We start from the raw sequence: 19303 nt of genomic DNA, 5'->3' as shown, positions 1-19303 counted from the left end.
GCTGTGATAAGGCCGGTGATGCCGATGCCGCTTAGCGCGGTCTCTGCAAGAGCACTCGGCCTCCGCCGGTCCACTTTGGCGCTGAAGTTTAGAGGCATCAAACCTTCCGACATAGCGGCAGGCCGATGTGAGTTTCTATTTCAGGCGTATTGCCGTCATCAGTCCGGCAATGGAAACTTGGGGATGGCCGGATAACTAGCTAAATTGGCCCAGCGCGGTTCACAACGCTTTAAAACGACACGCTCAAGAGGTGAGCTGAACGCTTTCCGCAAAACCTGCGTTACTCCAAGGTCCGTCCCAAGGATTTAGTTCAGAACGTCTTTACCGGCCCCATACTCTCCCACGGCTAATAACGGCGGTGTCACGATCGTACCGCCATTTCGCTTTTTGTGGTCAGCTGCCTAAACTCTAGGGTACCCTCGCACTCAATCTGCCAGAGGCAGCAACTCAACCGTTACTCTTGGCGGGTAGCCGGCATCCGCAAGCAGACTATGTTCTCCATTCACCAGAAAACACTCTGGAATAAAGACAGTCTTTTCGTCAAAAGCGGTGTTGATCTTCAGGGGCGCAGTAAAGCTTGCCCCTTGGCACGAGATCCGAACTGACAGCGCACCGGCAGCTTGGCCATAACCTTCTCCCGGATTCAACTCCACATAGGGTCCGCTGCCAAGCAAAGACAGGCATTCCGAACGGGTTGACAGCTGACCGGACTGGAACAGGCCGTCGCCCGTGACAAGATAGCGCTCCTGGCCCAGACTGTCGCCATCATCAGGCAACAACGGCAATGCAGGTGCCGCTACTTCCCCAGCAGGAACTTCATATGTCCCTTCCGCCCCGAATGCGCCAAACCCCGGAACCTCCTCTGCAATCACTGCCCGCACCTGTTCCGCAGCAACCGGTTGCAGTTCCTCACCCATGGCTTGTGCCATTTGCCTGAAAACCTGCCGCGGCGTTGGCCCGTCATAGCCGGCGGCCTTGACCGCTTGTACCTGCTGCACCCGTCCTTCGCTGTTGGTGAAGGACCCGTCTTCCTCGCCATATGACGGGGCTGGCAACAGCACATCCGCCAGCTCTGCCGTAGCGTTCATATGGGGCCCGTGCACAACCAAGCAACCCGCACGCCGCCCGCCCCTGTCGCCCGGTACGCCGTCCGTCCAAGTGCAGGCCGGGTCGGCGCCCAGAACATACAGCAGCCCCGGCGCCTGGTCCGCTGGTGCTTCGGAACCCCTGCTAGGCCGCCAGCCCGGCAAGACACCCGGCAGGCAACCCATATCCCACAAGCCCAGCTGGTTCGGCCGGTCAAAAAGGAACTGCAGTTGGACAGCCTTGCCTTGAGCCGAGTAATGGGCAACCGCATAGGCAATCCACTGCAACGTTTTGGCAGCCGCAGCGGTGCGCAGCAATTCAGTCCCAGCCAGCAGGGCAATACTTTCTGCACCAGCCAAGACCGGCTCGGCAGCACCTGTAAACGCGGCCATGGCGCGGCTCTCCACCTCCTGCCCACCTGCAGTAAGCTGCGCCAGCAGATGCGCCTCCCAGCCCGGCAGCAGGCGCAGCTTTGCAGCCGCTATCCCGTCCAGACCGCAGGGCCGGGAGCTTGCCACCAGAAGCCGTTTGCCGGGATCTGCCATCGCCGCGCGGATCAAATAGCCGCTGACCGGGTTCTCATCGGTCACATTCGACCCCAGCACGAAAATGCAATCTGCCTTCAGAAGGCTGTCCAACGGCCTGCGGACCGCAAGCTCTCCAACGGTCTGCGCCAGAGCTGCAATTGCCCCGTCAGCCTGCAGACCGCTGAAGCGCGTGCTGGAGCGGATGTCCTGGGTGCTGAAGACCTGCCGCATCAGCCGCTGAAACATGAACGCAGTTTCATTGGTCTGCCGCGGCGAAATCTGCCCTTGGATGCTGCCGCCCTGCTCTTGGACTTCGCGGGCCTTTGCGGCCACGAAACCGATTGCCTCCGCCCAACTGACCGGCGCCAGGCCGCCATTCTTCCTGATCATCGGCTCGCAGATGCGATCGCCGCCGCCAATGGCATCAAACCCAAACCGGCCCTTGGCGCACAGCAGTTCGCCGTTGATTCCGGTATCAAAGCGGCTTTTCACCCGCTTAAATTCTCCGTCGCGTGTCTCCACCGTCATGCTGCAGCCAGTGCCGCACATGCCGCAGATTGTTTCGGTCCGCTGCATGTCCCAGGGGCGCGCCTTGTACCGGTAGGGGATGCTCATCAGCGCGCCCACCGGGCAGACCTCGATGCAATTGCCGCAATGGCTACAGTCCTTCAGGCTGTTGCCGGTGCCGGTGATTTCAGAGTCCAACCCGCGCTCAGAGGTGCCTAATGCGACGTCGCCGACGATTTCCTCGCACATACGCACGCAGCGCTGGCACTGGATGCAGCGGTTGGCGTTGAAGACGATCACCTGGTTGAGCTCGATATCCCGCTCGCGGAACACCCGTTTCGGGTCGCGCAGGCGCGAGCTGCCGCGGCCGTATTCGAATACCGTGTCCTGCAATTCGCATTCGCCGCCCTTGTCGCAGACCGGGCAGTCCAACGGATGATTGGCGAGCAGGATCTCCAGCATGTCCTCTCGTGTCTCCACAACCCGGTCAGAGCGGCTGTGCACCACCATGCCTTCGGCCACCGCGGTGGCGCAGGAGGGCTCCAGCTTTCCGCGGCCCTCGATCTCTACCAGGCACATCCGGCAGGAGGCAGAGATTGACAGGCGTTCCTGATAGCAAAAGGTGGGGATTTCTACTGAAGCAGATCGCGCGGCCTGCAGGATGGTGGTGCCCGGTTCAACCTGCAGTTCGCGGCCATCCAGGGTGAACGTCACCATAGCCGCATCTCCTGCACCGGCTGCGCCTGGGCCGGGATCAGCGCCTCGAACTCATGCCGGAAATGCTTGAGCGCCGCTCCCAAGGCCCAGGCAGCACCATCGCCAAGCGCGCAAAAGGATTTGCCGAAGATGCTGCCGCAAAGCATTTCAAGCTGCTCCACATCGCCGGGCGAGCCCTCGCCGGCCTCAATCCGGCGCAGTATCTTGGCGGCCCAAGTCAACCCTTCACGGCAGGGGGTGCATTTGCCGCAGCTTTCAAGGCTGAAAAACTCTGTAACGCGCCGCGCCACGCGCGGGATTGACGCACTCTCATCCAGGCCGATCACCCCGGCAGACCCCAGCATGCTGCCTGCCTCCGCCAAGGAGCTGAAGTCCATCTTCACATCGAAACCGCTCTCTGGGAACATTGGCGCCGACACGCCGCCCGGGATCGCCGCCTTGAAGCGGCCGCTGAGCGCGCCGCCGCCATAGACCTCCAGCATCTCGCCCAGGGGCAGCCCCATCGGCGACTCATAGACGCCCGGGCGTTTCACATGGCCGCTGAAACAGAATAGCTTGGGTCCCGGCCCGTCCTTGGGCCCCATAGAGGTGAACCACTCCACCCCGCGGCGGAACAGATGCGGCAGGCAGGCCAGCGTTTCCACGTTGTTGACCACGGTAGGGCATTCGTAAAGGCCCGCTACCGCCGGGAATGGCGGTTTCAACTTCGGCTGGCCGCGCTTGCCTTCGATCGATTCCAGGAGCGCAGTTTCCTCGCCGCAGATATAGGCGCCGGCCCCCTTGTGGATGTGAATATCCAGATCAAAGCCGCTGCCCAAAATGTCCTTGCCAAGATAACCCTTCGCGCGGGCCGCCACGATGGCCTGTTCGCAGCGCCGCACCGACAGCCCGTATTCTCCGCGGATGTACAAATATGCTGTGTTGCTGCCGATCGCATAAGCGGCGATGATCATGCCTTCGATAAGCTGGTGCGGATCGCGCTCCATCAGGATGCGGTCCTTGAAGGTGCCCGGCTCGCCCTCATCGGCGTTGCAGCACAGATAATGCGGCTTGCCGCTGTCTTTTGGAACAAAGCTCCACTTCAGACCGGTGGGGAAACCGGCCCCGCCCCGCCCGCGCAGGGTTGACGTCTTTACGGCTTCAATCACCTGATCCGGCGCGTAGCCGGCCAGCACGATCCTCATGCCTTCATAACCGCCGGAGCGTTCATAGACAGAGATGTCAGGCGCATCGGGGTTCTCAATGTTCTTGAGAAGCACCAGTTCGCTCATGCCGTGCCCTCCTTTGCCTCACGCGTGAGGGCTTTCAGGAGCGCGTCGAGCGTCTCTGCAGTGACGTCTTCATGATACTCATCATCGACCATCAGAACCGGCGCCTTGTCGCAGGCGCCCAGGCATTCCACACCGCTGAGCGTGATCAGCCCGTCTGCCGTTGTTTCCCCGTCTTTCACCGACAGTTGCTCTTGCAGGCAGTCCAGTATCTCCTCCGCCCCGCGCAACATGCAGGACACGTTTGTGCAAAGGCGCAGGTGATGGCGCCCTGGCTCCGCCCGGTCGAACAAGGTGTAGAAGCTCGCCACCTCAAACACCCAGATTTCCGGGACGTCCAGCAACTCAGCAACGGCCTGATAGGTGGTGCCATCGACGCTGCCGTATTTCTGCTGGGCCAGCTCAAGCGCGGGCATGATTGCGCTGCGGCTGGTGGGGTAGCGCGCCGCGGCTTCCTGCACCTGGGCAGCCAGCGCGGCTTTGATCCCGGCAACGGTGCGGTCGTCGGTCATTTATCAACCTCCCCCATCACCGGATCCAGGCTGCCGAGCATGGCGATCACATCCGCCAGGTACTTCATGTTGGTGGTGCGTTCGGTCAGTGCCTGCAGGTTGACGAAGGAAGGCGAGCGCACCTTGAGCCGGAACGGCTTCTCGCTGCCGTCGGAAATCAGGTAATATCCCAGCTCGCCCTTGGGCGCCTCGATGGCGGAATAGACCTCGCCCTTCGGGACCTTGAACCCATAGGCTGCCAGTTCGAAGTGGTGGATATGGGTTTCCATCGAATGGGCCAGCAGGTCCTTGTCGACCGGGAAGGCGATCTTCGGATCATCGACCAGGAAATCGCCCTTGGGCATCTGCTCCACGCATTGCCGGATCATCCGCAGGCTTTCGCGCATCTCGTCCAAGCGGCATTTCCAGCGGTCATAGCAATCGCCGTCCTTGCGGGTGATCACGTTGAACTCCAGCCGGTCATAGATTTCATAGGGCGCATCCCGGCGCAGATCCCAGTCCACGCCGGAGGCCCGCAAGTTGGGTCCGGTAAGGCCAAGGGCGATGGCATCCTCGGCGGCAATGTTGCCAATGTTCTCTACCCGGGCGAGGAAGATGCGGTTGTTCTTCAGCAAGGTTTCATAATCCGAAATCCGGTCCGCGAAGATGTTGCAGAACTCCAGAATTCGTTCTTCGCAGCCATCCGGCATGTCCTCGCGTACGCCGCCGACCCGGACAAAGGAGGTGTGCATCCGCACCCCGCTGATCATCTCCATCAGGTCCAAGACCATCTCGCGGTCACGCATAGTGTAAAGCAGCGAAGTCATCGCGCCGACGTCCATCGGCAGCGCGCCGGTGATCAGCAGATGGCCGGAAATGCGCGCGAGTTCCGCCATGATAACCCGGATGTACTGCGCTCTCACTGGCGCTTCGATCCCCAGCAGCGCCTCGACTGCCAGCGCATAGCCCAGGTTGTTGGACGGCGGGCAGAGATAATCCAAGCGGTCGGTCAGCGGGAAAATCTGCGTGTATGTGAAGCTTTCGAACAGCTTTTCAGTGCCCCGGTGCAGCAAGCCGATATGGGGCTCGATCCGCTCAACGATCTCCCCGTCCATCTGCAGCAGCAGGCGCAGAACGCCGTGGGTGCTGGGGTGCTGCGGGCCGAGGTTCATCAGCACTTCGCGCGCATAGCCGCTGCCAGCCGGAGTTTCCTGCAGGGTTGTGACTTCGGTCATGCCCTGCCCCCGTTTTCCGTCCGCTCAACGCCCAGCGGGTTCATGCTGTCCTTGTAGCCGCGCAGGGGGAAGTCGCGGCGCATCGGGAAGCCGTCGAATTCATCCCACATATAGAGCCGCCGGAGATCCGGGTGGCTGTCGAAATGGATGCCGTACATGTCATAGGCTTCCCGCTCGTGCCAGTTGGCGGTGGTCCAGACCGGGGTGATGGTGGGCGCGACCGGCGGGTCGCCAAGCTGGCACTTCAGCCGCAATCGCCAATGGTTGGGGATCGACACCAGGTGATAGACCAGTTGGAAGCGCGGGGCCTCCGGGTGGAAATCCACACCGCAGATGTCGGAAAGAAAATTGAACTGCAGCTCTGAATTGTCCCGCAGGAACAGGCACAGCTCCACCAGGTCTTCGGGCGACACCCAAAGGCAGGGCATGTCGGCCGCCGTTTCATCCAGCGCAACCCTGCTGCCGAACCGCTCCAGGACGCCTGCAAGGGGAATTGCCTCACCCATGGTTACGCGCCCTCAGGAGCCGACAACGTATCCGGTTCGGCCCGCAGCACCCGTGTGCCGGTGATCTTCTCCTGCAACTGCAGGAAACCATGCAGTAGCGCCTCGGGTCGCGGTGGGCAGCCGGCCACGTGAATGTCCACCGGGATGATGCAATCAACGCCCTGCACCACCGCATAAGTGTTGTAGACGCCACCGGAAATAGCGCAGGTTCCCATCGCGATGACATAGCGAGGCTCGGCCATCTGGTCATAAAGGCGGCGAACAATCGGCGCCATTTTCCGGGTCACAGTGCCGGCTACGATCATCACGTCCGACTGCCGCGGCGAGGGCCGGAACACCACCCCGAACCGGTCCAAGTCATAGCGCGAGCAGCCCGCGGAAATCATCTCGATTGCGCAGCAGGCAATGCCGAAGGTCTGCGGCCACAGCGATGATTTGCGGCTCCAGTTAATGATGTTGTCCGAAGTGGTGAAAAACACGCTGTCTTGGAAGCGGTTGGTCAGGACACCCATTCCAGAGCTCCCTTTATCCAGGCGTAGGCAAAACCGACCAGCAGCAGCGCGATGAACACAAACATCTCGATATAGCCGAAGAGCCCGAGGTCAGTGAGCACCACCGCCCACGGGAACAGGAACATGGTCTCGACGTCGAACACGACAAAGAGAATGGCAATCACGAAATACTGAACCTTGAACAGCCCCCCCGACGCCTCCCCGACATGATCGACGCCGCATTCATAGGGCCGGTTCTTTTCCGGGTAAGGATTGGCCGGCCTGATCAGCCGCGACAGAGTCAGGATGAACACCGAAAGCGCGACGACTACGGCAACCATCAGAAACACAGGAAGAAAATCGATAGGCATTGCTGTCTTTCCTTTTGTGTTTGACCCTGTCCAATCCTCCTCAGGCTTAGTGAGCTGGCAGCACCTGCCACGGTGTGCTCTTCTTGCCACAAGCATACACCAATGGGCCTTTTCAACCAAGTCCAGCCGCTGCCGCCGCCTGCGCCAGGCCCAGAAACCAGGCCGGCAGAACACCGGTCAGCAGGGTGCCGGCAAGGGCTGTCAGAAGCACCAGCCGCACTGCCGGGGAGATTCGGATCTTTGCCGGTTCCGCAGGCTCCTGCATGTACATGAGCATGATGATACGCAGGTAGAACCATGCGGCTGTCGCGCTAAACAGCACCGCAATCACCGCCAGCGCCGCATGGCCTGCTTCGATCAGCGCCATAAGCACATAGAACTTGGCGAAAAAGCCGCCGGTGGGCGGAATGCCCGCCAGCGAAAACAGAAACACCAGCGCCATCGCCGCAAGCCCGGCATGGCTGCGCGCCAGCCCGGCAAAGGCAGAGATTGGCTCTCCCAGATCGGCGCCCTTGTTGAGCAGGATGATGACGGCGAACAGCCCCAGCGTCATGAAAGTATAGATCAGCAGATACAGCATCACGCTGGCCAGGCCGCCGGTGCCGCCGGCAATCAGCCCCAGCATCAGGAAACCGGCATGCGCAATCGACGAATAGGCCAGCATTCGCTTGATATTCTGCTGCACCAGCGCCGCCAGGCTGCCCAGCCCCAGGGTCAGCACCGCCATCGCCACCACACTGGCGTGCCAGACCGCTTCCAGCGCTACTAGATCCAGCATCAGAATACGCAGCAACACTGCAAACGCCGCCGTCTTGCCCACCGCCGCCATGAAAGCGGTGATGGGCGAAGGCGCACCTTCGTATATATCGGGCACCCACATATGGAACGGCACCGCGCCGACCTTGAATAAAAGGCCCGACAGAAGAAACAGCGCTGCGAGTGTCAGGAGCGGGCTGGAGATATCCTGTGCCGCCAGCGCCGCCTGCAGACCCTGCAGCTGGGTCGTGCCCGCCAGGCCATAGAATAGCGACAGGCCAAACAGCAGCAAACCAGAGGAAAACGCACCCAGAATCACATATTTCAGCGCCGACTCGTTGGACCTGCCATGTGTCTTGAGGAAGCCTACCAGCACGTAAACCGACAGCGCCTGCAGCTCCAGCCCGACATAGATGATCACCAGATCGTTGCCCGACACCATAATCATCGCGCCCGCCAGGGCGCACAGCAACAGGGCGTAATACTCGCCCTTCACCGCCCTTTCCGTGGCCAGATACCCCCCGGACATCAGGATCGTCAGCGCGGTTCCCAGATAGAGAACCATCTTGAGAAACGAGGAAAACGGATCAACCGCAAACATGCCAGAGTAGACTGTCTGCGGGCTGCCGCTTGCAAGACCCCAGCTCATGCCCGCAGCTAGGGCAATCATCAAAACGCTTATTCCCGCCAGCCATCTGACATGGCCCGGGCCGGGCAGCAGCGACAGCATCAGCACGGTACAGGCCGCAAGAATAATGATAATCTCGGGGCCGGAAGCCAGTATCGAGGCGGTGACCGATGTCATCTCCATGCCGCCCTCCTCATTGCGCCGCCCCCGCTGGCACAATCTGGGTCATCAAGTGATCCAGTGATGGCTGCAGGATGGAAAGGAAGGGCTTTGGATACAGGCCGAACCAGAACACGAACAGCAAGAGCGGCGCCGCACAGGCCAATTCTCGGCGGCGAAGATCCCGCATCACGGATCCCTCCGGCACTTTGACCGGCCCCAGCAGCATCTGCCGGTACAGCCCCAGCAGATAAGCCGCCCCGATTAGCGCCCCCAGCACCCCGGCGGTCCCGGCCCAGCCGCTGACCCCGAAAGTGCCCGCCAGCACCAGGATTTCGCCGATGAAGCCATTGGTGCCAGGCACGGCCATGGACGCTAGCAGAAAAGCCGCAAACAGGATGCCAAAAACCGGTACAGCCTTGATCATTCCGCCGTAGGCGGCAATTTCGCGGCTGTGGGTGCGTTCGTAAATCAGCCCGACAAACAGGAACAGCGCGCCGGTTGTTATGCCGTGGTTGAACATCTGGATCACCGCGCCGGACATGCCGTTTAACTCAAAGGTAAACAGCCCGAGGGTGACAAATCCCATATGGCTGACGCTGGAATAGGCGATCAGTTTCTTGATGTCGTTCTGCGCTAGCGCCAAGAGCCCGCCATAGACAATAGCGGCGGCCGAGAGGGTGATCATCAACGGCGCCAGGTATAACGAGGCATCCGGCAGCATCGGCAGAGAGAAGCGCAGGAAGCCATAGCCCCCCATCTTCAGCAAAACACCGGCCAGGATGATGCTGCCCGCCGTCGGCGCCTGCACATGGGCATCCGGCAGCCAGGTATGCACAGGCACCATCGGCACCTTGACCGCAAAGGCCACCAGAAAGGCCAGGAACACCCAGACTTGCAAGCGGAACGGATATTCCGCTGCCATCAGCGCCAGCATGTCAAAGGTTCGCCCGCCCGCGAAATACAGCGCCAGCAAACCGACCAGGAACAGCAAGCTGCCCGCCAGGGTGTAAAGGAAGAACTTGAACGCGGCATAGATCCGGTTGCCTCCGCCCCATATGCCGATGATCAGATACATCGGCACCAGCATCACTTCCCACAGCACATAAAACAGCACCAAATCGAGGGCGCAGAACACACCCACCATCATTGCCTGGATGGCCAGCAGGCAGGTCATGAACTCCTTGACCCGCACGGCAACCGCGCGCCAGGAGGCCAGCACGCAGATCCAGCCCAGCAGCGTAGTCAGCAGCACAAACCAGACGCTGATGCCGTCGATGCCCAGCCGGTAGCCCATGTTCAGCGCGGGCACCCAGATGCGGACCTCCCGGAACTGCATCCCGGCGGAAGCCGGATCAAAGGCGGCCAGGATCCAGGCCGCCAGCAGGAAATCCGCCAGCAGCACCAGAAGGGTGAACCAGCGCACCGTATCCCTGCCGCGCAGGAATGGTACCACGGCTGCCCCCACCGCAGGCAGCAGGATCAGGATGCTAAGGACGGGCAGGCCGTTCATCGCGCACCTATCCCGGTGACCAGCGGCAGCCCGAGCACTGCAATCAGCCCGGCAATGATCCAGAAAGCATAGTGCGACACCACACCGGTCTGCAGCCGGCGCAGCGCCAGCCCGCCCCGGCGGGCGGTGTCTGCCACGCCATTGACCAGCGCATCCACCACACCGAGGTCCACTTGCAGGCTCAGCTGCGACAGGCGGTGCATCAGCCGCAGCCCGGCGCCTTCGCCGAGGGTGATCAGCATCTGCTCCCAGACCAGAACCGGCCCCTTGGCCAACCGCATGAACAGCGCCGCGCCGCGCCGGTAGGCCCAATCGGTGTCCAGGCTGATGGTGTCTTCCGGATCCAGGTGTTTCAGCAGCAGCACAAAGGCCAGAAGGGTGAACATCAGGATGCCGAGGCTCTCGGTAACATGCACCCCGGTATAGGGCTGGTAGTCCACCGGATAGGGCAGCAGCGCATAAAGCATCTGCGGATAGACCCCGATGCCGATGCAGAAGGCTGCGGCGATACCCATTGCCAGCAGCATGTTCAGCGGCGGCTCCGGCGGCCGCAAGCCGCTGTCCTTGCCGAAGAACATGTAATAGGGCAGCTTCAGCCCGGTGTGCAGGAAAGTGCCGGAGGAGGCCACGGTCAGCAGCAGCGCCGCCGCCGCCCGGTGGTCCCCGGCGGCAGCGGAGACCACCATGGATTTGCTGACAAACCCGCTGAACAGGGGAAAGGCCGAAATGGCAAAAGCGCCGATCATGTACAGCACAACGGTCAGCGGCATCGTCCGGTACAGCCCGCCCAGTTCGGTCAGTTTGCGCCGCCCCGCCATCATGATCACGGCTCCGGCCCCCATGAACAAGAGCCCCTTGTAGAGGATATGGGCAAAGGCATGGCTGGCGGCCCCGTTCAGCGCCATTTCGGTGCCGATCCCCACGCCTGCCACCATGTAGCCCACCTGGCTGACGATGTGATAGGCCAGCAGCCTGCGGCAGTCGTTTTCCAGCACCGCGAACACCACTCCGTAAAGCGCCATGGCGAAGCCGAGCCCCACCAGGATCTCCGTCCCCGGGTAGTTGCGGATCAGCACGTAAACGGCGGTTTTGGTGGTGAAGGCGCTGAGGAACACGGCGCCGGTCACAGTGGCTTCGGGGTAGGCATCAGTCAGCCAGGCATTGAGAGGCGGCACCGCCGCATTGATCAGGAAGGAGATCAGGATCAGCCAGTAGGCCAAGCCCCCCTGCCCCGCATCCAGCGGCCCCACCAGCCAGGAACCGGTCTGCAGCCCGTGCAGCACAATGCCGCCGAACAGCAGCACCCCGCCCGCCACATGAACCAGCAGATAGCGGAACCCCGCCGCCACTGCCTTGGCATTGCGGGAGGCAAAGATCAGATAGGCGGAAGCAAAGGCCATCACCTCCCAGCCGATCAGCAGCGTCAGCCAGTCGCCGGCAAAGACCACCCCAAAGGCGCTGCCCGCATAAAGAAATGCGGCAACCCGCTGGCCGGTGCCCTCTATATGCCAGGCATAGAGGTTGCCGATCACCGACATGATGGCAAAGACCCAGGCAAAGACCAGCGACAGCTTGTCCGCCTGGAACAGCACCAGCTCGACCCCGGCAAAAGTGATTTTGCCGGACGCGCCCGGTGCCATTTGCGACACGCTGTACAGTACCAGCAGCGGCACGATCAGCGACAGCAGCTTCTGTACGGTGCCGCGGATGAGCGGCAGCAGCAGCGCGCCCAGAAGCATCAGCATTGCGGGGTGCAGCCACTCAGTCATAATAGTCCTCGTCCCGCATGATGCCGCCCTTGTGGCCTATGAACTTGCTAACGAAGATGATGGCCACGCAACTGGCGAAGCCGAACACCGCACCCCAGCCGGGGATGGCGTCCCAGAAGTGTACGCTGTGGTGGCGCGGCACCAGCAGATCGGCGATCAGGATCAGCCCCAGCACCGCCACCAGCAGCCGCCAGCGCAGCCTCTTGTACCGCGTGTCGCCGAAGAAATTCACCAGCCGGCCGATCATCACAGCCCCGCTCCGCGCATCACAAGCTGCGCCAGTTCAACGAAGAAGCCCGGATTCAGCCCCAGAGCCAAGGACAACAGCGAGGTGATCAGCAATGGCACCGCCACCATCGGGATCTCGCGCACGTCCTGCATCGCCACCAGACCAGGGGTGCCGGGTTTCTCGGCCTCAAAGAACGCGGTGTAAGTCACTGGCAGGAAATAAGCAGCATTGAGCAGCGCGCTGGCCAGAAGCACGGTCAGGAACACCATCTCCTGGCCCCCGGCCGATCCCAGCACCAGATACCATTTACTGACAAACCCGCCGGAGGGCGGAATGCCGATCATGCCCAGCGAGCCAATGAAAAACGCTGCCATGGTCCAGGGCAGCCGCCGCCCGATGCCTGACAAATCACTGATGTTGCGGCGGTGCGAGGCGCAGTAGATCGAACCGGCGCAGAAGAACAGCGTGATCTTGGAAAACGCATGCGCCGCAATATGGGTGATGCCGCCAATCGCCGCCATCGGCGTCAGCAGCACCGCTCCCAGGATGATGTAGGAGAGCTGGCTGACAGTCGAATAGGCCAGCCGCGCCTTCAGGTCGTCGCGGGTCAGCGCATAGACCGAGGCCATCACGATAGTAAAGGACACCAGGTAGGCAGTGGCAATGCCGAGCCCCAGGCTGCCCATCAGGTCGACGCCGATCACATGAAAAATCACCCTCAGCATGCAGAACACGCCCATCTTCACCACGGCAACTGCGTGCAGCAAGGCGCTCACCGGGGTCGGCGCCACCATCGCAGCGGGCAGCCAGGCGTGGAACGGCATCACTGCCGCCTTGGCAAAACCTGCGAGGTAGCAGAGATAGACCGCGCTCAGCAGCCAGCCCTCGGCGCCGGAGCCCGCCAGCAGCCCCTGCGGCAGGAAATCCAGCGAACCAGCCAGCTGATAGGTCAGCGCCAGCGCCGCCAGCAGAAAGGACTTCGAGGCGCCGATCAGATAGACCGCATAGCGGCGGCTTCCGGCCCAGCTTTCGCTGTCCTCCTTGTGGTAGACCAGCGGATAAGTCACAAGGCTCAGCACTTCGTAGAAGATTACCAGCGTGAACAGATTGGCAGCAAAGGCGCCGCCCACCGCCGCCGACAAAGACACTGCGAAGGCGGCAAAGAACCGGGTCTGCGCATGTTCGTTCAGGCTGCGCATGTAGCCGATGGAATAGAGGGCGGCAAAAATCCACAGCAGGCTGGACACAGTGGCGAACACCATCCCAAGCGCGTCCGCTCTGAAGGCAAAATCCACCCCCGGCAGGATTTCAAACAAACTAAGCTCCAGCGTGCCGCCGGCCAGCACCAGCGGAGCCATCGAAATCACTATCAGGAACTTCAGCACCGCCGCGGCCACGGATACCGCATCCCGCAGGTTGGGGCGCTGGTGCAGGCACAGGATCAGCCCCGCTGCCGCCAGGCTTACGGCAATGGCCAGAAGCGGCCGGATCGACAGCAGGAACTCCACCAGTTCACCCCTTCAAAACAGTCAGTTCATCCACTTCCAGCGTGTGGTTGTTGCGCAGCAAGGCGACCAGAATGCCAAGCGCGACCGCAACTTCCGCCGCGGTGATGGCAATAACAAAAATGGCGATGATTTCGCCGCGCAGGTCCTGCAGCGCATGGCCGAAGGCGACCAGGTTGATAGTCACGCTGTTCAGCATCAGCTCCAGCGACATCAGCACGATCAGCACATTGCGGCGCAGCAGAACCCCGGCGCCGCCGATTACAAACAACACCGCCGCCAGGATCAGGTACCAAGATGTGGGGATCATCGGGCTGCCCCGCGCGTGGCCTTGCCCTGTGCCGCTTTTTCATCGGCCTCATCGCTGCGGGCCAGAACCACTGCCCCGATCAGGGCAACCAGCAGGATCACTGAAGCCACCTCAAACGGCAGCAGATACTCTTGGAACAGCAACAGGCTAAGATCCGCCACAGACGGCTGTTCGGCGACCCGCGGCCCCGGCCCCATGACCGCGTGCAGGCGGGCGCTCTGCAGCAACAGGAAAATCAGCTCACCTGCCAGGATCAGCAGCACGATTACACCCGGCAGCGGCGCCCTGGGCAGAAAACGGGCCTGTGCCTCCTTGCGCACGTCCAGCATCATGATGACGAACAGGAACAGCACCATCACGGCACCGACGTAGACAAATATCTGGATCACTGCGAGGAAGGGCGCGCCAAGCAGCACGTACAGCGCGGCGATCTGAACCAGGCAAGCCACCAGCGCCAGCGCGCTGTGGATAGGGTTCCGGGCAATTACCACAAGCAGCCCCGCCCCCACCGCAACCGCTGAGAGCAGAATAAAAAATGCCTGTTCCATCTATGCCCTCCCTGAATATTTTCTCCCGCTCTTATCTTCCTGATGGCCCGCTGCCGCTGCTGTCATGCGCTGTAGCCGGTGCCTTCGATGTACTTCAGAAGCTCTTCTTCCTCGCGCATGATCTCATCCAGGCGGTGCTTTACCACATCGCCGATGCTGATGACGCCTTGCAGGCCCTCTTCGTCATAGACCAGCATGTGCCGGTTTCTCTTTTCCGTCATGACCGCCATGAGCCTGATAAGGTTGTCGTCCGGCGAACAGGTGAGAATATCTGTAGTCATAACCTCGCGCACAGCGGATTTCCGTCCGGCCCCGTCCGGATCCGACAGCGCAATACAGATATCGCGTTCCGAAATTCCGCCAACCACCTTGCCGGCTGTGTCCCGGACAACTGCAAATCCGACCTTGTTGGAATTGAACAATTGCAAAGCCGTCAAAACACTGTCGTCCGGCGCAACCGAATAGGTTTCATATCCCTTCAGCCCCAACACTGCTTTGACATACATTTTCTTGCTCCCCCTATCTGATTAGGCCCATGCCGCTCTCCTAGGCCGGGCCGGTTCCAAATACGCTTCACTTTCCCTTCCGTATGTGCCGCCACCAGTCGTAGCCTTCAGCGCCGGCCGCCGCAGTGGCCACCGACCGCCGCCCACTGCCAGGCTCCAGCTTTGCTGGCCGCACCTGGCCGCCGTCCGCGGCCTTGCGCGGCGCGGCCACCAGATCCTCCAAATGCACCACCAGCTTGGGCCGGTCATCGCAGGCGACCTCATATTCTTGACCTAGTTTGATTGCGTCCGCCGGACAGGCATCTTCGCACAGCCCGCAATAGAGGCAGCGCGCCAGATTGATATCAAACACTTTCGGGCGCCGGTCACCTTTCTCGTTTTCATAGGGAATGACGGTGATGCAGTCGCAGGGGCAGATCTGCGAGCACAGCTCGCAGGCCACGCAGTTCACATCGCCTTCGTCATTAGTCTTGATGAAATGATGGCCGCGGTGACGCTCGTAGGGCACCCATTTCTCATGGTCGGGATAGCGGTGCGTCACCGTCTTGGAAAACATGTAGCGCAGCGTCAGACGCAACCCTGTCAGAAGATCGAAGAAGAAGAGCCTGCCGATCCAGCCCGTTCCCTTTACTGTTGTTCTGGCCATATTATCTCACTCCCGTATCATAGCATCAGTATCCCGCTGACCAGGATATTGAGCAGGGACAGCGGCAGCAGCACCTTCCAGCCGATCGCCATCAACTGGTCATAGCGGTAGCGCGGGAAGGTGAAGCGGAACCACATGAACAGCCAGACGAAGAAACCGATCTTCAGCAGGAACCAGACGGTTTCCGGCAGGAAGAACGGGCTGCCTTTCCAGCCGCCGAAGAACAGGAGCACGTTCAGCGCCGCCAGCATCACCACCACGAGGTATTCCGCAAGCATGAACAGCGAGAACCGGATGCCGCTGTATTCGGTGTGATACCCCGCACCCAGATCGCCCTCTGCCTCGGGCAGATCAAACGGGATGCGCTGCGCCTCGGCCAGCCCGGCGACGAAGAACACGAAAAAGCCGACCGGCTGCACAACCACGTTCCATAGGCCCTCCTGCGCCGCAACGATCTGGCTCAGGTTCATGGAACTGGCCAGCATTACCACCCCGATCACCGAGAACCCCATCGGGATTTCGTAAGAGATCATCTGCGCGATCGACCGCAAACTGCCCAGCACTGCGTATTTGCTGTTTGATGCCCAGCCCGCGAGGATGGTGCCGAACACGCCGATCCCGGAGACTGCAAGGATGAATAGAAGCCCCACGTTCATGTCCGACAGCATCATCGTGACCTCGGTCCCGAAGACCTGAACCGGGTCACCAAACGGGATGGCGGTAAACACCAGGAACGGCGGCACAAGCGCCACCACTGGCGCCATCGCAAACAGCCACCGGTCGGCCTCCGCCGGGATATGGTCTTCCTTGGTCAGTAGCTTGACTGCATCAGCCAGCGGTTGCAGAAGGCCATGCCAGCCCACCCGCATCGGCCCAGGGCGCTGCTGGATATGGGCGGCAATTTTCCGTTCCATCCAGGTCAGCGGCAGCGGAAGCAGCAGCAAAACGCCCACAACGATGGCCATTTTCACAAGCATCGGCAATAGCGTCAGAACATACTCCATGCTGCCGAACCTCCGATCCCGGCCGCGTTGTTTCCGAAAGAGTGTTCGCTGTCAGAGAGTTGCGCCAGCCCTTGCTTACAGGGGCCACCCACCGGTGATCTTGCCGCAAAGCATTGCGAACAAACCTAATTCTTCTGGCATAGATTAACAGCTCCGGTCAAATTTTGCAAAATGCGCAATTGGGCCACTCTTCTTACCGGAGCACGCTGGAACTGCAGATCAATAACGTTCGGTTTAATTCCGGCTCGGGATTGATTTGCTGCATCCAGCGCGCTGATCGACCCTAAATGAGAGGTTCACACATGGGTTCTGACATCAGGTCAGCAACGTCATTGCCTTGAACCTGCACGAGAACTTCTCCGTCGTGCTGCCCGGCGATGTAGTCGACACCAACCGCGCAGAACACATGCAGATGGCCGAACTACTTCCTCAACGAGCGGCGGGGCTGAAAAGTTAGCGCGGCAATCGCTAACATCTCGATCGTCGGCAACAACGACTTGCGTCGGCTCTTGCCAAGAACGGCATCACCCGCGGCGATACAGTTTCGGTGCTGCTGCCCAATACCCCGGCGATGCTGGAATGCCATTACGGTGTGCCGATGTGCGGCGCGGTGCTGCATTCGATCAACACAAGGCTGGATGCCGCGGTGATCGCGTTCCAGCTCGACCACGCGATGTCGAAACTGGTGATCGTCGACCGGGAATTCATGCCGCTGATGCAGGAGGCGCTGGCGCTTGCCACGACGTCGCCGGTTCTGATCCAGTATGATGACCCAGAGTATGACGGTGTGCCGACAGATGCGGAGGCCGCCGACTACGAGGTGTTTCTGACCCGCGGCAACCCGGAATTCGCCTGGCTGATGCCGGAGGACGAATGGGATGCAATCTCGATCAACTACACCTCCGGCACCACGGGCGACCCCAAAGGCGTGGTTTCGCACCACCGGGGCGCCTACCTGCTGGCGCAGGGCAATGCTCTGACCACCTCGATGCAGAAGCACGCGGTCTATCTCTGGACCCTGCCGATGTTCCACTGCAACGGCTGGTGCTTCGCCTGGACACTGTCCGCCATCGCAGGCACCCATGTGTGCTTGCGGCAGGTGCGGGCAGAACCCATCTGGAACGCCCTGGCGGATGAAGGCGTGACCCACCTGTGCGGCGCCCCCATTGTGATGTCGCTGCTGATCTCGGCGCCGGAAAAGGCCAAGCGCGATCTCGACCAGCAGGTGCAGTTTTTTACCGCCGCCGCGCCGCCGCCGGAAAGCCTGCTGGCGGACATGAAGGCCGCAGGCTTTGAGGTGACCCACCTTTATGGGCTGACGGAAACCTACGGTCCTGCGGTGGTCAATGACTGGCACCACAGCTGGTCGGATCTGCCGCCTGCCGAACAGGCCGCACTGAAGGCGCGCCAGGGCGTGCGCTACCTGCCGCTGGAACAGCTGGATGTGCTGGACCTGGAAACGATGCGGCCGGTGCCGCGCGACGGCCAGACCATGGGCGAGGTCATGTTCCGCGGGAACGTCGTGATGAAGGGCTATTTCCGCAATCCCAAGGCCACCAAGGAAGCCTTTGCCGGCGGCTGGTTCCACTCCGGCGATCTGGGTGTCATGCACCCTGACGGCTACATCCAGCTCAAGGACAGGTCGAAAGACATCATTATCTAGGGCGGCGAGAACATCTCCTCGATCGAGGTCGAGGAAGCACTATACTGCCACCCGGCTGTTGCGGTGGCTGCGGTGGTGGCAATGCCGCACGAAAAATGGGGCGAAACCCCCTGTGCTTTTGTTGAGTTGGCCAAGGGGCAGAAGGCCGATGCGGAAACCCTGCGCAGCTGGTGCCGCGACCGTCTGGCGCCCTACAAGGTTCCTGGCAGGTTCGTCTTTACGGAGGTTCCCAGAACCTCGACTGGGAAGATCCAGAAATTTGCCCTGCGTGAGCAGGCACAGGAAATCGCGTCCTGACCAGGGGCGCAGCACTTCAGCCTGCGGGGGGGCCCTGCCTTGGCGCTTTGCAGGCTGAAGTGCTGCTCCTGATGTCCTCAAGGCAGCTATAGGTGTTTCACAATACAGAGAACGTCCGAAATGACGGACGGCGGTGTAGCATTGGGTAGAAGCATAAGCGGCGGTTAAGAGACGACACCACTTCGGCCAATGGCGGCTTTACAAGGTTCCTACCCATTCATGTCTCGCGCAGCATTCGGTAATTTGGGCTCAAAGACGACCAAGAGGGCCACTCCGATCATTATGTGTTCGGCCTAAGACTATTCAAAACCGATTGCGTGACAGCGGCTGTATGTGGCGACCCACCCAGGTCCGGCGGCAGCAAATGGACCACGTGGCCGCGTAACGCCGGACAGCATCATAACCGCCGTTATAGACGAGGTTGGAGACCGTCGGCTGCGACACGCCAAGCTCTCTTGCCGCTAGGGTGAAGCTGCCATGCCTGGCCACTGCCTCCAGGGCCTGCAGCTGCTTGAAGCTGATCTTTGCTTTCATGACTGCCTCCACCTGCCGCATGGCCTTCCTAGGGACA

At 61.1% G+C, this 19303-nt stretch carries 18 protein-coding genes and 1 pseudogene; 1 reads left to right on the top strand and 18 read right to left on the bottom strand.

Annotated features, from left to right (window positions below; translation table 11 throughout):
• Nucleotides 1–425: 425 nt before the first annotated feature.
• From nuoG to nuoH, 17 genes are all read right to left on the bottom strand, one after another.
• A complete protein-coding gene (gene nuoG / locus LHL23_RS08395) occupies nucleotides 426–2837 on the bottom strand; it encodes an NADH-quinone oxidoreductase subunit NuoG (protein ID WP_226429507.1) in 2412 nt (803 codons plus the stop codon).
• Nucleotides 2831–4108 (bottom strand): NADH-quinone oxidoreductase subunit NuoF, encoded by a 1278-nt coding sequence (nuoF, locus tag LHL23_RS08390; protein ID WP_226429506.1) that lies wholly within the window; start codon nucleotides 4106–4108, stop codon nucleotides 2831–2833. Before nuoF ends, nuoG begins: the two co-directional genes overlap by 7 nt.
• Nucleotides 4105–4617, bottom strand: coding sequence for an NADH-quinone oxidoreductase subunit NuoE family protein (locus LHL23_RS08385; RefSeq protein ID WP_226429505.1), 513 nt, complete (start codon nucleotides 4615–4617; stop codon nucleotides 4105–4107). The genes nuoF and LHL23_RS08385 overlap by 4 nt, the downstream gene beginning before the upstream one ends.
• On the bottom strand, nucleotides 4614–5831 hold the full coding sequence (gene nuoD, locus LHL23_RS08380) for an NADH dehydrogenase (quinone) subunit D (RefSeq protein WP_226429504.1): 1218 nt from the start codon (nucleotides 5829–5831) through the stop codon (nucleotides 4614–4616). The genes LHL23_RS08385 and nuoD overlap by 4 nt, the downstream gene beginning before the upstream one ends.
• Nucleotides 5828–6337 carry an NADH-quinone oxidoreductase subunit C gene (locus LHL23_RS08375; RefSeq protein ID WP_226429503.1) on the bottom strand — a complete coding sequence of 170 codons (510 nt, stop codon included), beginning with the start codon at nucleotides 6335–6337 and terminating at the stop codon, nucleotides 5828–5830. The genes nuoD and LHL23_RS08375 overlap by 4 nt, the downstream gene beginning before the upstream one ends.
• Before the next feature lie 2 nt (nucleotides 6338–6339).
• Nucleotides 6340–6849, bottom strand: coding sequence for an NADH-quinone oxidoreductase subunit B (locus LHL23_RS08370; RefSeq protein WP_226429502.1), 510 nt, complete (start codon nucleotides 6847–6849; stop codon nucleotides 6340–6342).
• Nucleotides 6837–7199, bottom strand: coding sequence for an NADH-quinone oxidoreductase subunit A (locus tag LHL23_RS08365; protein WP_222477692.1), 363 nt, complete (start codon nucleotides 7197–7199; stop codon nucleotides 6837–6839). The genes LHL23_RS08370 and LHL23_RS08365 overlap by 13 nt, the downstream gene beginning before the upstream one ends.
• A gap of 112 nt (nucleotides 7200–7311) precedes the next feature.
• Entirely contained in the window at nucleotides 7312–8766 is a 1455-nt protein-coding gene (locus LHL23_RS08360; protein WP_226429501.1) for an NADH-quinone oxidoreductase subunit N, read from the bottom strand.
• Nucleotides 8767–8776: 10 nt separating this feature from the next.
• Nucleotides 8777–10255: an NADH-quinone oxidoreductase subunit M gene (locus LHL23_RS08355; RefSeq protein ID WP_226429500.1), complete on the bottom strand. Its 1479-nt coding sequence runs from the start codon at nucleotides 10253–10255 to the stop codon at nucleotides 8777–8779.
• Nucleotides 10252–12024: a Na(+)/H(+) antiporter subunit D gene (locus LHL23_RS08350; protein WP_226429499.1), complete on the bottom strand. Its 1773-nt coding sequence runs from the start codon at nucleotides 12022–12024 to the stop codon at nucleotides 10252–10254. The genes LHL23_RS08355 and LHL23_RS08350 overlap by 4 nt, the downstream gene beginning before the upstream one ends.
• Nucleotides 12017–12274: a hypothetical protein gene (locus tag LHL23_RS08345; protein WP_226429498.1), complete on the bottom strand. Its 258-nt coding sequence runs from the start codon at nucleotides 12272–12274 to the stop codon at nucleotides 12017–12019. The genes LHL23_RS08350 and LHL23_RS08345 overlap by 8 nt, the downstream gene beginning before the upstream one ends.
• On the bottom strand, nucleotides 12271–13761 hold the full coding sequence (locus LHL23_RS08340) for a monovalent cation/H+ antiporter subunit D family protein (protein WP_226429497.1): 1491 nt from the start codon (nucleotides 13759–13761) through the stop codon (nucleotides 12271–12273). Before LHL23_RS08340 ends, LHL23_RS08345 begins: the two co-directional genes overlap by 4 nt.
• A 4-nt stretch (nucleotides 13762–13765) precedes the next feature.
• Nucleotides 13766–14068 carry an NADH-quinone oxidoreductase subunit NuoK gene (gene nuoK / locus LHL23_RS08335; RefSeq protein ID WP_222477680.1) on the bottom strand — a complete coding sequence of 101 codons (303 nt, stop codon included), beginning with the start codon at nucleotides 14066–14068 and terminating at the stop codon, nucleotides 13766–13768.
• Nucleotides 14065–14616 carry an NADH-quinone oxidoreductase subunit J gene (locus LHL23_RS08330; RefSeq protein ID WP_222477678.1) on the bottom strand — a complete coding sequence of 184 codons (552 nt, stop codon included), beginning with the start codon at nucleotides 14614–14616 and terminating at the stop codon, nucleotides 14065–14067. The genes nuoK and LHL23_RS08330 overlap by 4 nt, the downstream gene beginning before the upstream one ends.
• Before the next feature lie 62 nt (nucleotides 14617–14678).
• Nucleotides 14679–15122: a CBS domain-containing protein gene (locus tag LHL23_RS08325; RefSeq protein WP_226429496.1), complete on the bottom strand. Its 444-nt coding sequence runs from the start codon at nucleotides 15120–15122 to the stop codon at nucleotides 14679–14681.
• 67 nt (nucleotides 15123–15189) lie between these two features.
• On the bottom strand, nucleotides 15190–15768 hold the full coding sequence (locus LHL23_RS08320; protein WP_226429495.1) for a 4Fe-4S dicluster domain-containing protein: 579 nt from the start codon (nucleotides 15766–15768) through the stop codon (nucleotides 15190–15192).
• A 17-nt stretch (nucleotides 15769–15785) separates the two neighbouring features.
• Entirely contained in the window at nucleotides 15786–16772 is a 987-nt protein-coding gene (gene nuoH / locus LHL23_RS08315; RefSeq protein ID WP_226429494.1) for an NADH-quinone oxidoreductase subunit NuoH, read from the bottom strand.
• Nucleotides 16773–17256: 484 nt separating this feature from the next.
• Here nuoH and LHL23_RS08310 point away from each other — a divergent pair.
• Nucleotides 17257–18732, top strand: a pseudogene (locus LHL23_RS08310) (AMP-binding protein); the annotation flags it as partial.
• A gap of 303 nt (nucleotides 18733–19035) precedes the next feature.
• Here the strand turns inward: LHL23_RS08310 and LHL23_RS08305 are convergent.
• Nucleotides 19036–19266, bottom strand: a complete 231-nt coding sequence (locus LHL23_RS08305) for a helix-turn-helix domain-containing protein (RefSeq protein WP_226429493.1) — start codon at nucleotides 19264–19266, stop codon at nucleotides 19036–19038.
• Nucleotides 19267–19303 lie beyond the last annotated feature (37 nt).

Source organism: Leisingera sp. McT4-56 (genome assembly GCF_020514995.1).
Lineage (GTDB): Bacteria > Pseudomonadota > Alphaproteobacteria > Rhodobacterales > Rhodobacteraceae > Leisingera > Leisingera aquaemixtae_A.
The sequence above is the reverse complement of the archived record's forward strand: the minus strand, read 5'-3'. Positions and strand labels throughout refer to the sequence as shown.

Excerpts from the sequence above, each read along its gene's own strand:
- LHL23_RS08370 (WP_226429502.1), bottom strand. The coding sequence starts at position 6,849 with ATGGGTGTCCTGACCAACCGCTTCCAAGACAGCGTGTTTTTCACCACT.
- LHL23_RS08330 (WP_222477678.1), bottom strand. The coding sequence starts at position 14,616 with ATGGAACAGGCATTTTTTATTCTGCTCTCAGCGGTTGCGGTGGGGGCG.
- LHL23_RS08325 (WP_226429496.1), bottom strand. The coding sequence starts at position 15,122 with ATGTATGTCAAAGCAGTGTTGGGGCTGAAGGGATATGAAACCTATTCG.
- LHL23_RS08305 (WP_226429493.1), bottom strand. The coding sequence starts at position 19,266 with ATGAAAGCAAAGATCAGCTTCAAGCAGCTGCAGGCCCTGGAGGCAGTG.
- LHL23_RS08365 (WP_222477692.1), bottom strand. The coding sequence starts at position 7,199 with ATGCCTATCGATTTTCTTCCTGTGTTTCTGATGGTTGCCGTAGTCGTC.
- nuoG (WP_226429507.1), bottom strand. The coding sequence starts at position 2,837 with ATGGTGACGTTCACCCTGGATGGCCGCGAACTGCAGGTTGAACCGGGC.
- nuoH (WP_226429494.1), bottom strand. The coding sequence starts at position 16,772 with ATGGAGTATGTTCTGACGCTATTGCCGATGCTTGTGAAAATGGCCATC.
- LHL23_RS08320 (WP_226429495.1), bottom strand. The coding sequence starts at position 15,768 with ATGGCCAGAACAACAGTAAAGGGAACGGGCTGGATCGGCAGGCTCTTC.
- LHL23_RS08355 (WP_226429500.1), bottom strand. The coding sequence starts at position 10,255 with ATGAACGGCCTGCCCGTCCTTAGCATCCTGATCCTGCTGCCTGCGGTG.
- LHL23_RS08360 (WP_226429501.1), bottom strand. The coding sequence starts at position 8,766 with ATGGAGATGACATCGGTCACCGCCTCGATACTGGCTTCCGGCCCCGAG.
- nuoK (WP_222477680.1), bottom strand. The coding sequence starts at position 14,068 with ATGATCCCCACATCTTGGTACCTGATCCTGGCGGCGGTGTTGTTTGTA.
- LHL23_RS08350 (WP_226429499.1), bottom strand. The coding sequence starts at position 12,024 with ATGACTGAGTGGCTGCACCCCGCAATGCTGATGCTTCTGGGCGCGCTG.
- nuoD (WP_226429504.1), bottom strand. The coding sequence starts at position 5,831 with ATGACCGAAGTCACAACCCTGCAGGAAACTCCGGCTGGCAGCGGCTAT.
- nuoF (WP_226429506.1), bottom strand. The coding sequence starts at position 4,108 with ATGAGCGAACTGGTGCTTCTCAAGAACATTGAGAACCCCGATGCGCCT.
- LHL23_RS08375 (WP_226429503.1), bottom strand. The coding sequence starts at position 6,337 with ATGGGTGAGGCAATTCCCCTTGCAGGCGTCCTGGAGCGGTTCGGCAGC.
- LHL23_RS08385 (WP_226429505.1), bottom strand. The coding sequence starts at position 4,617 with ATGACCGACGACCGCACCGTTGCCGGGATCAAAGCCGCGCTGGCTGCC.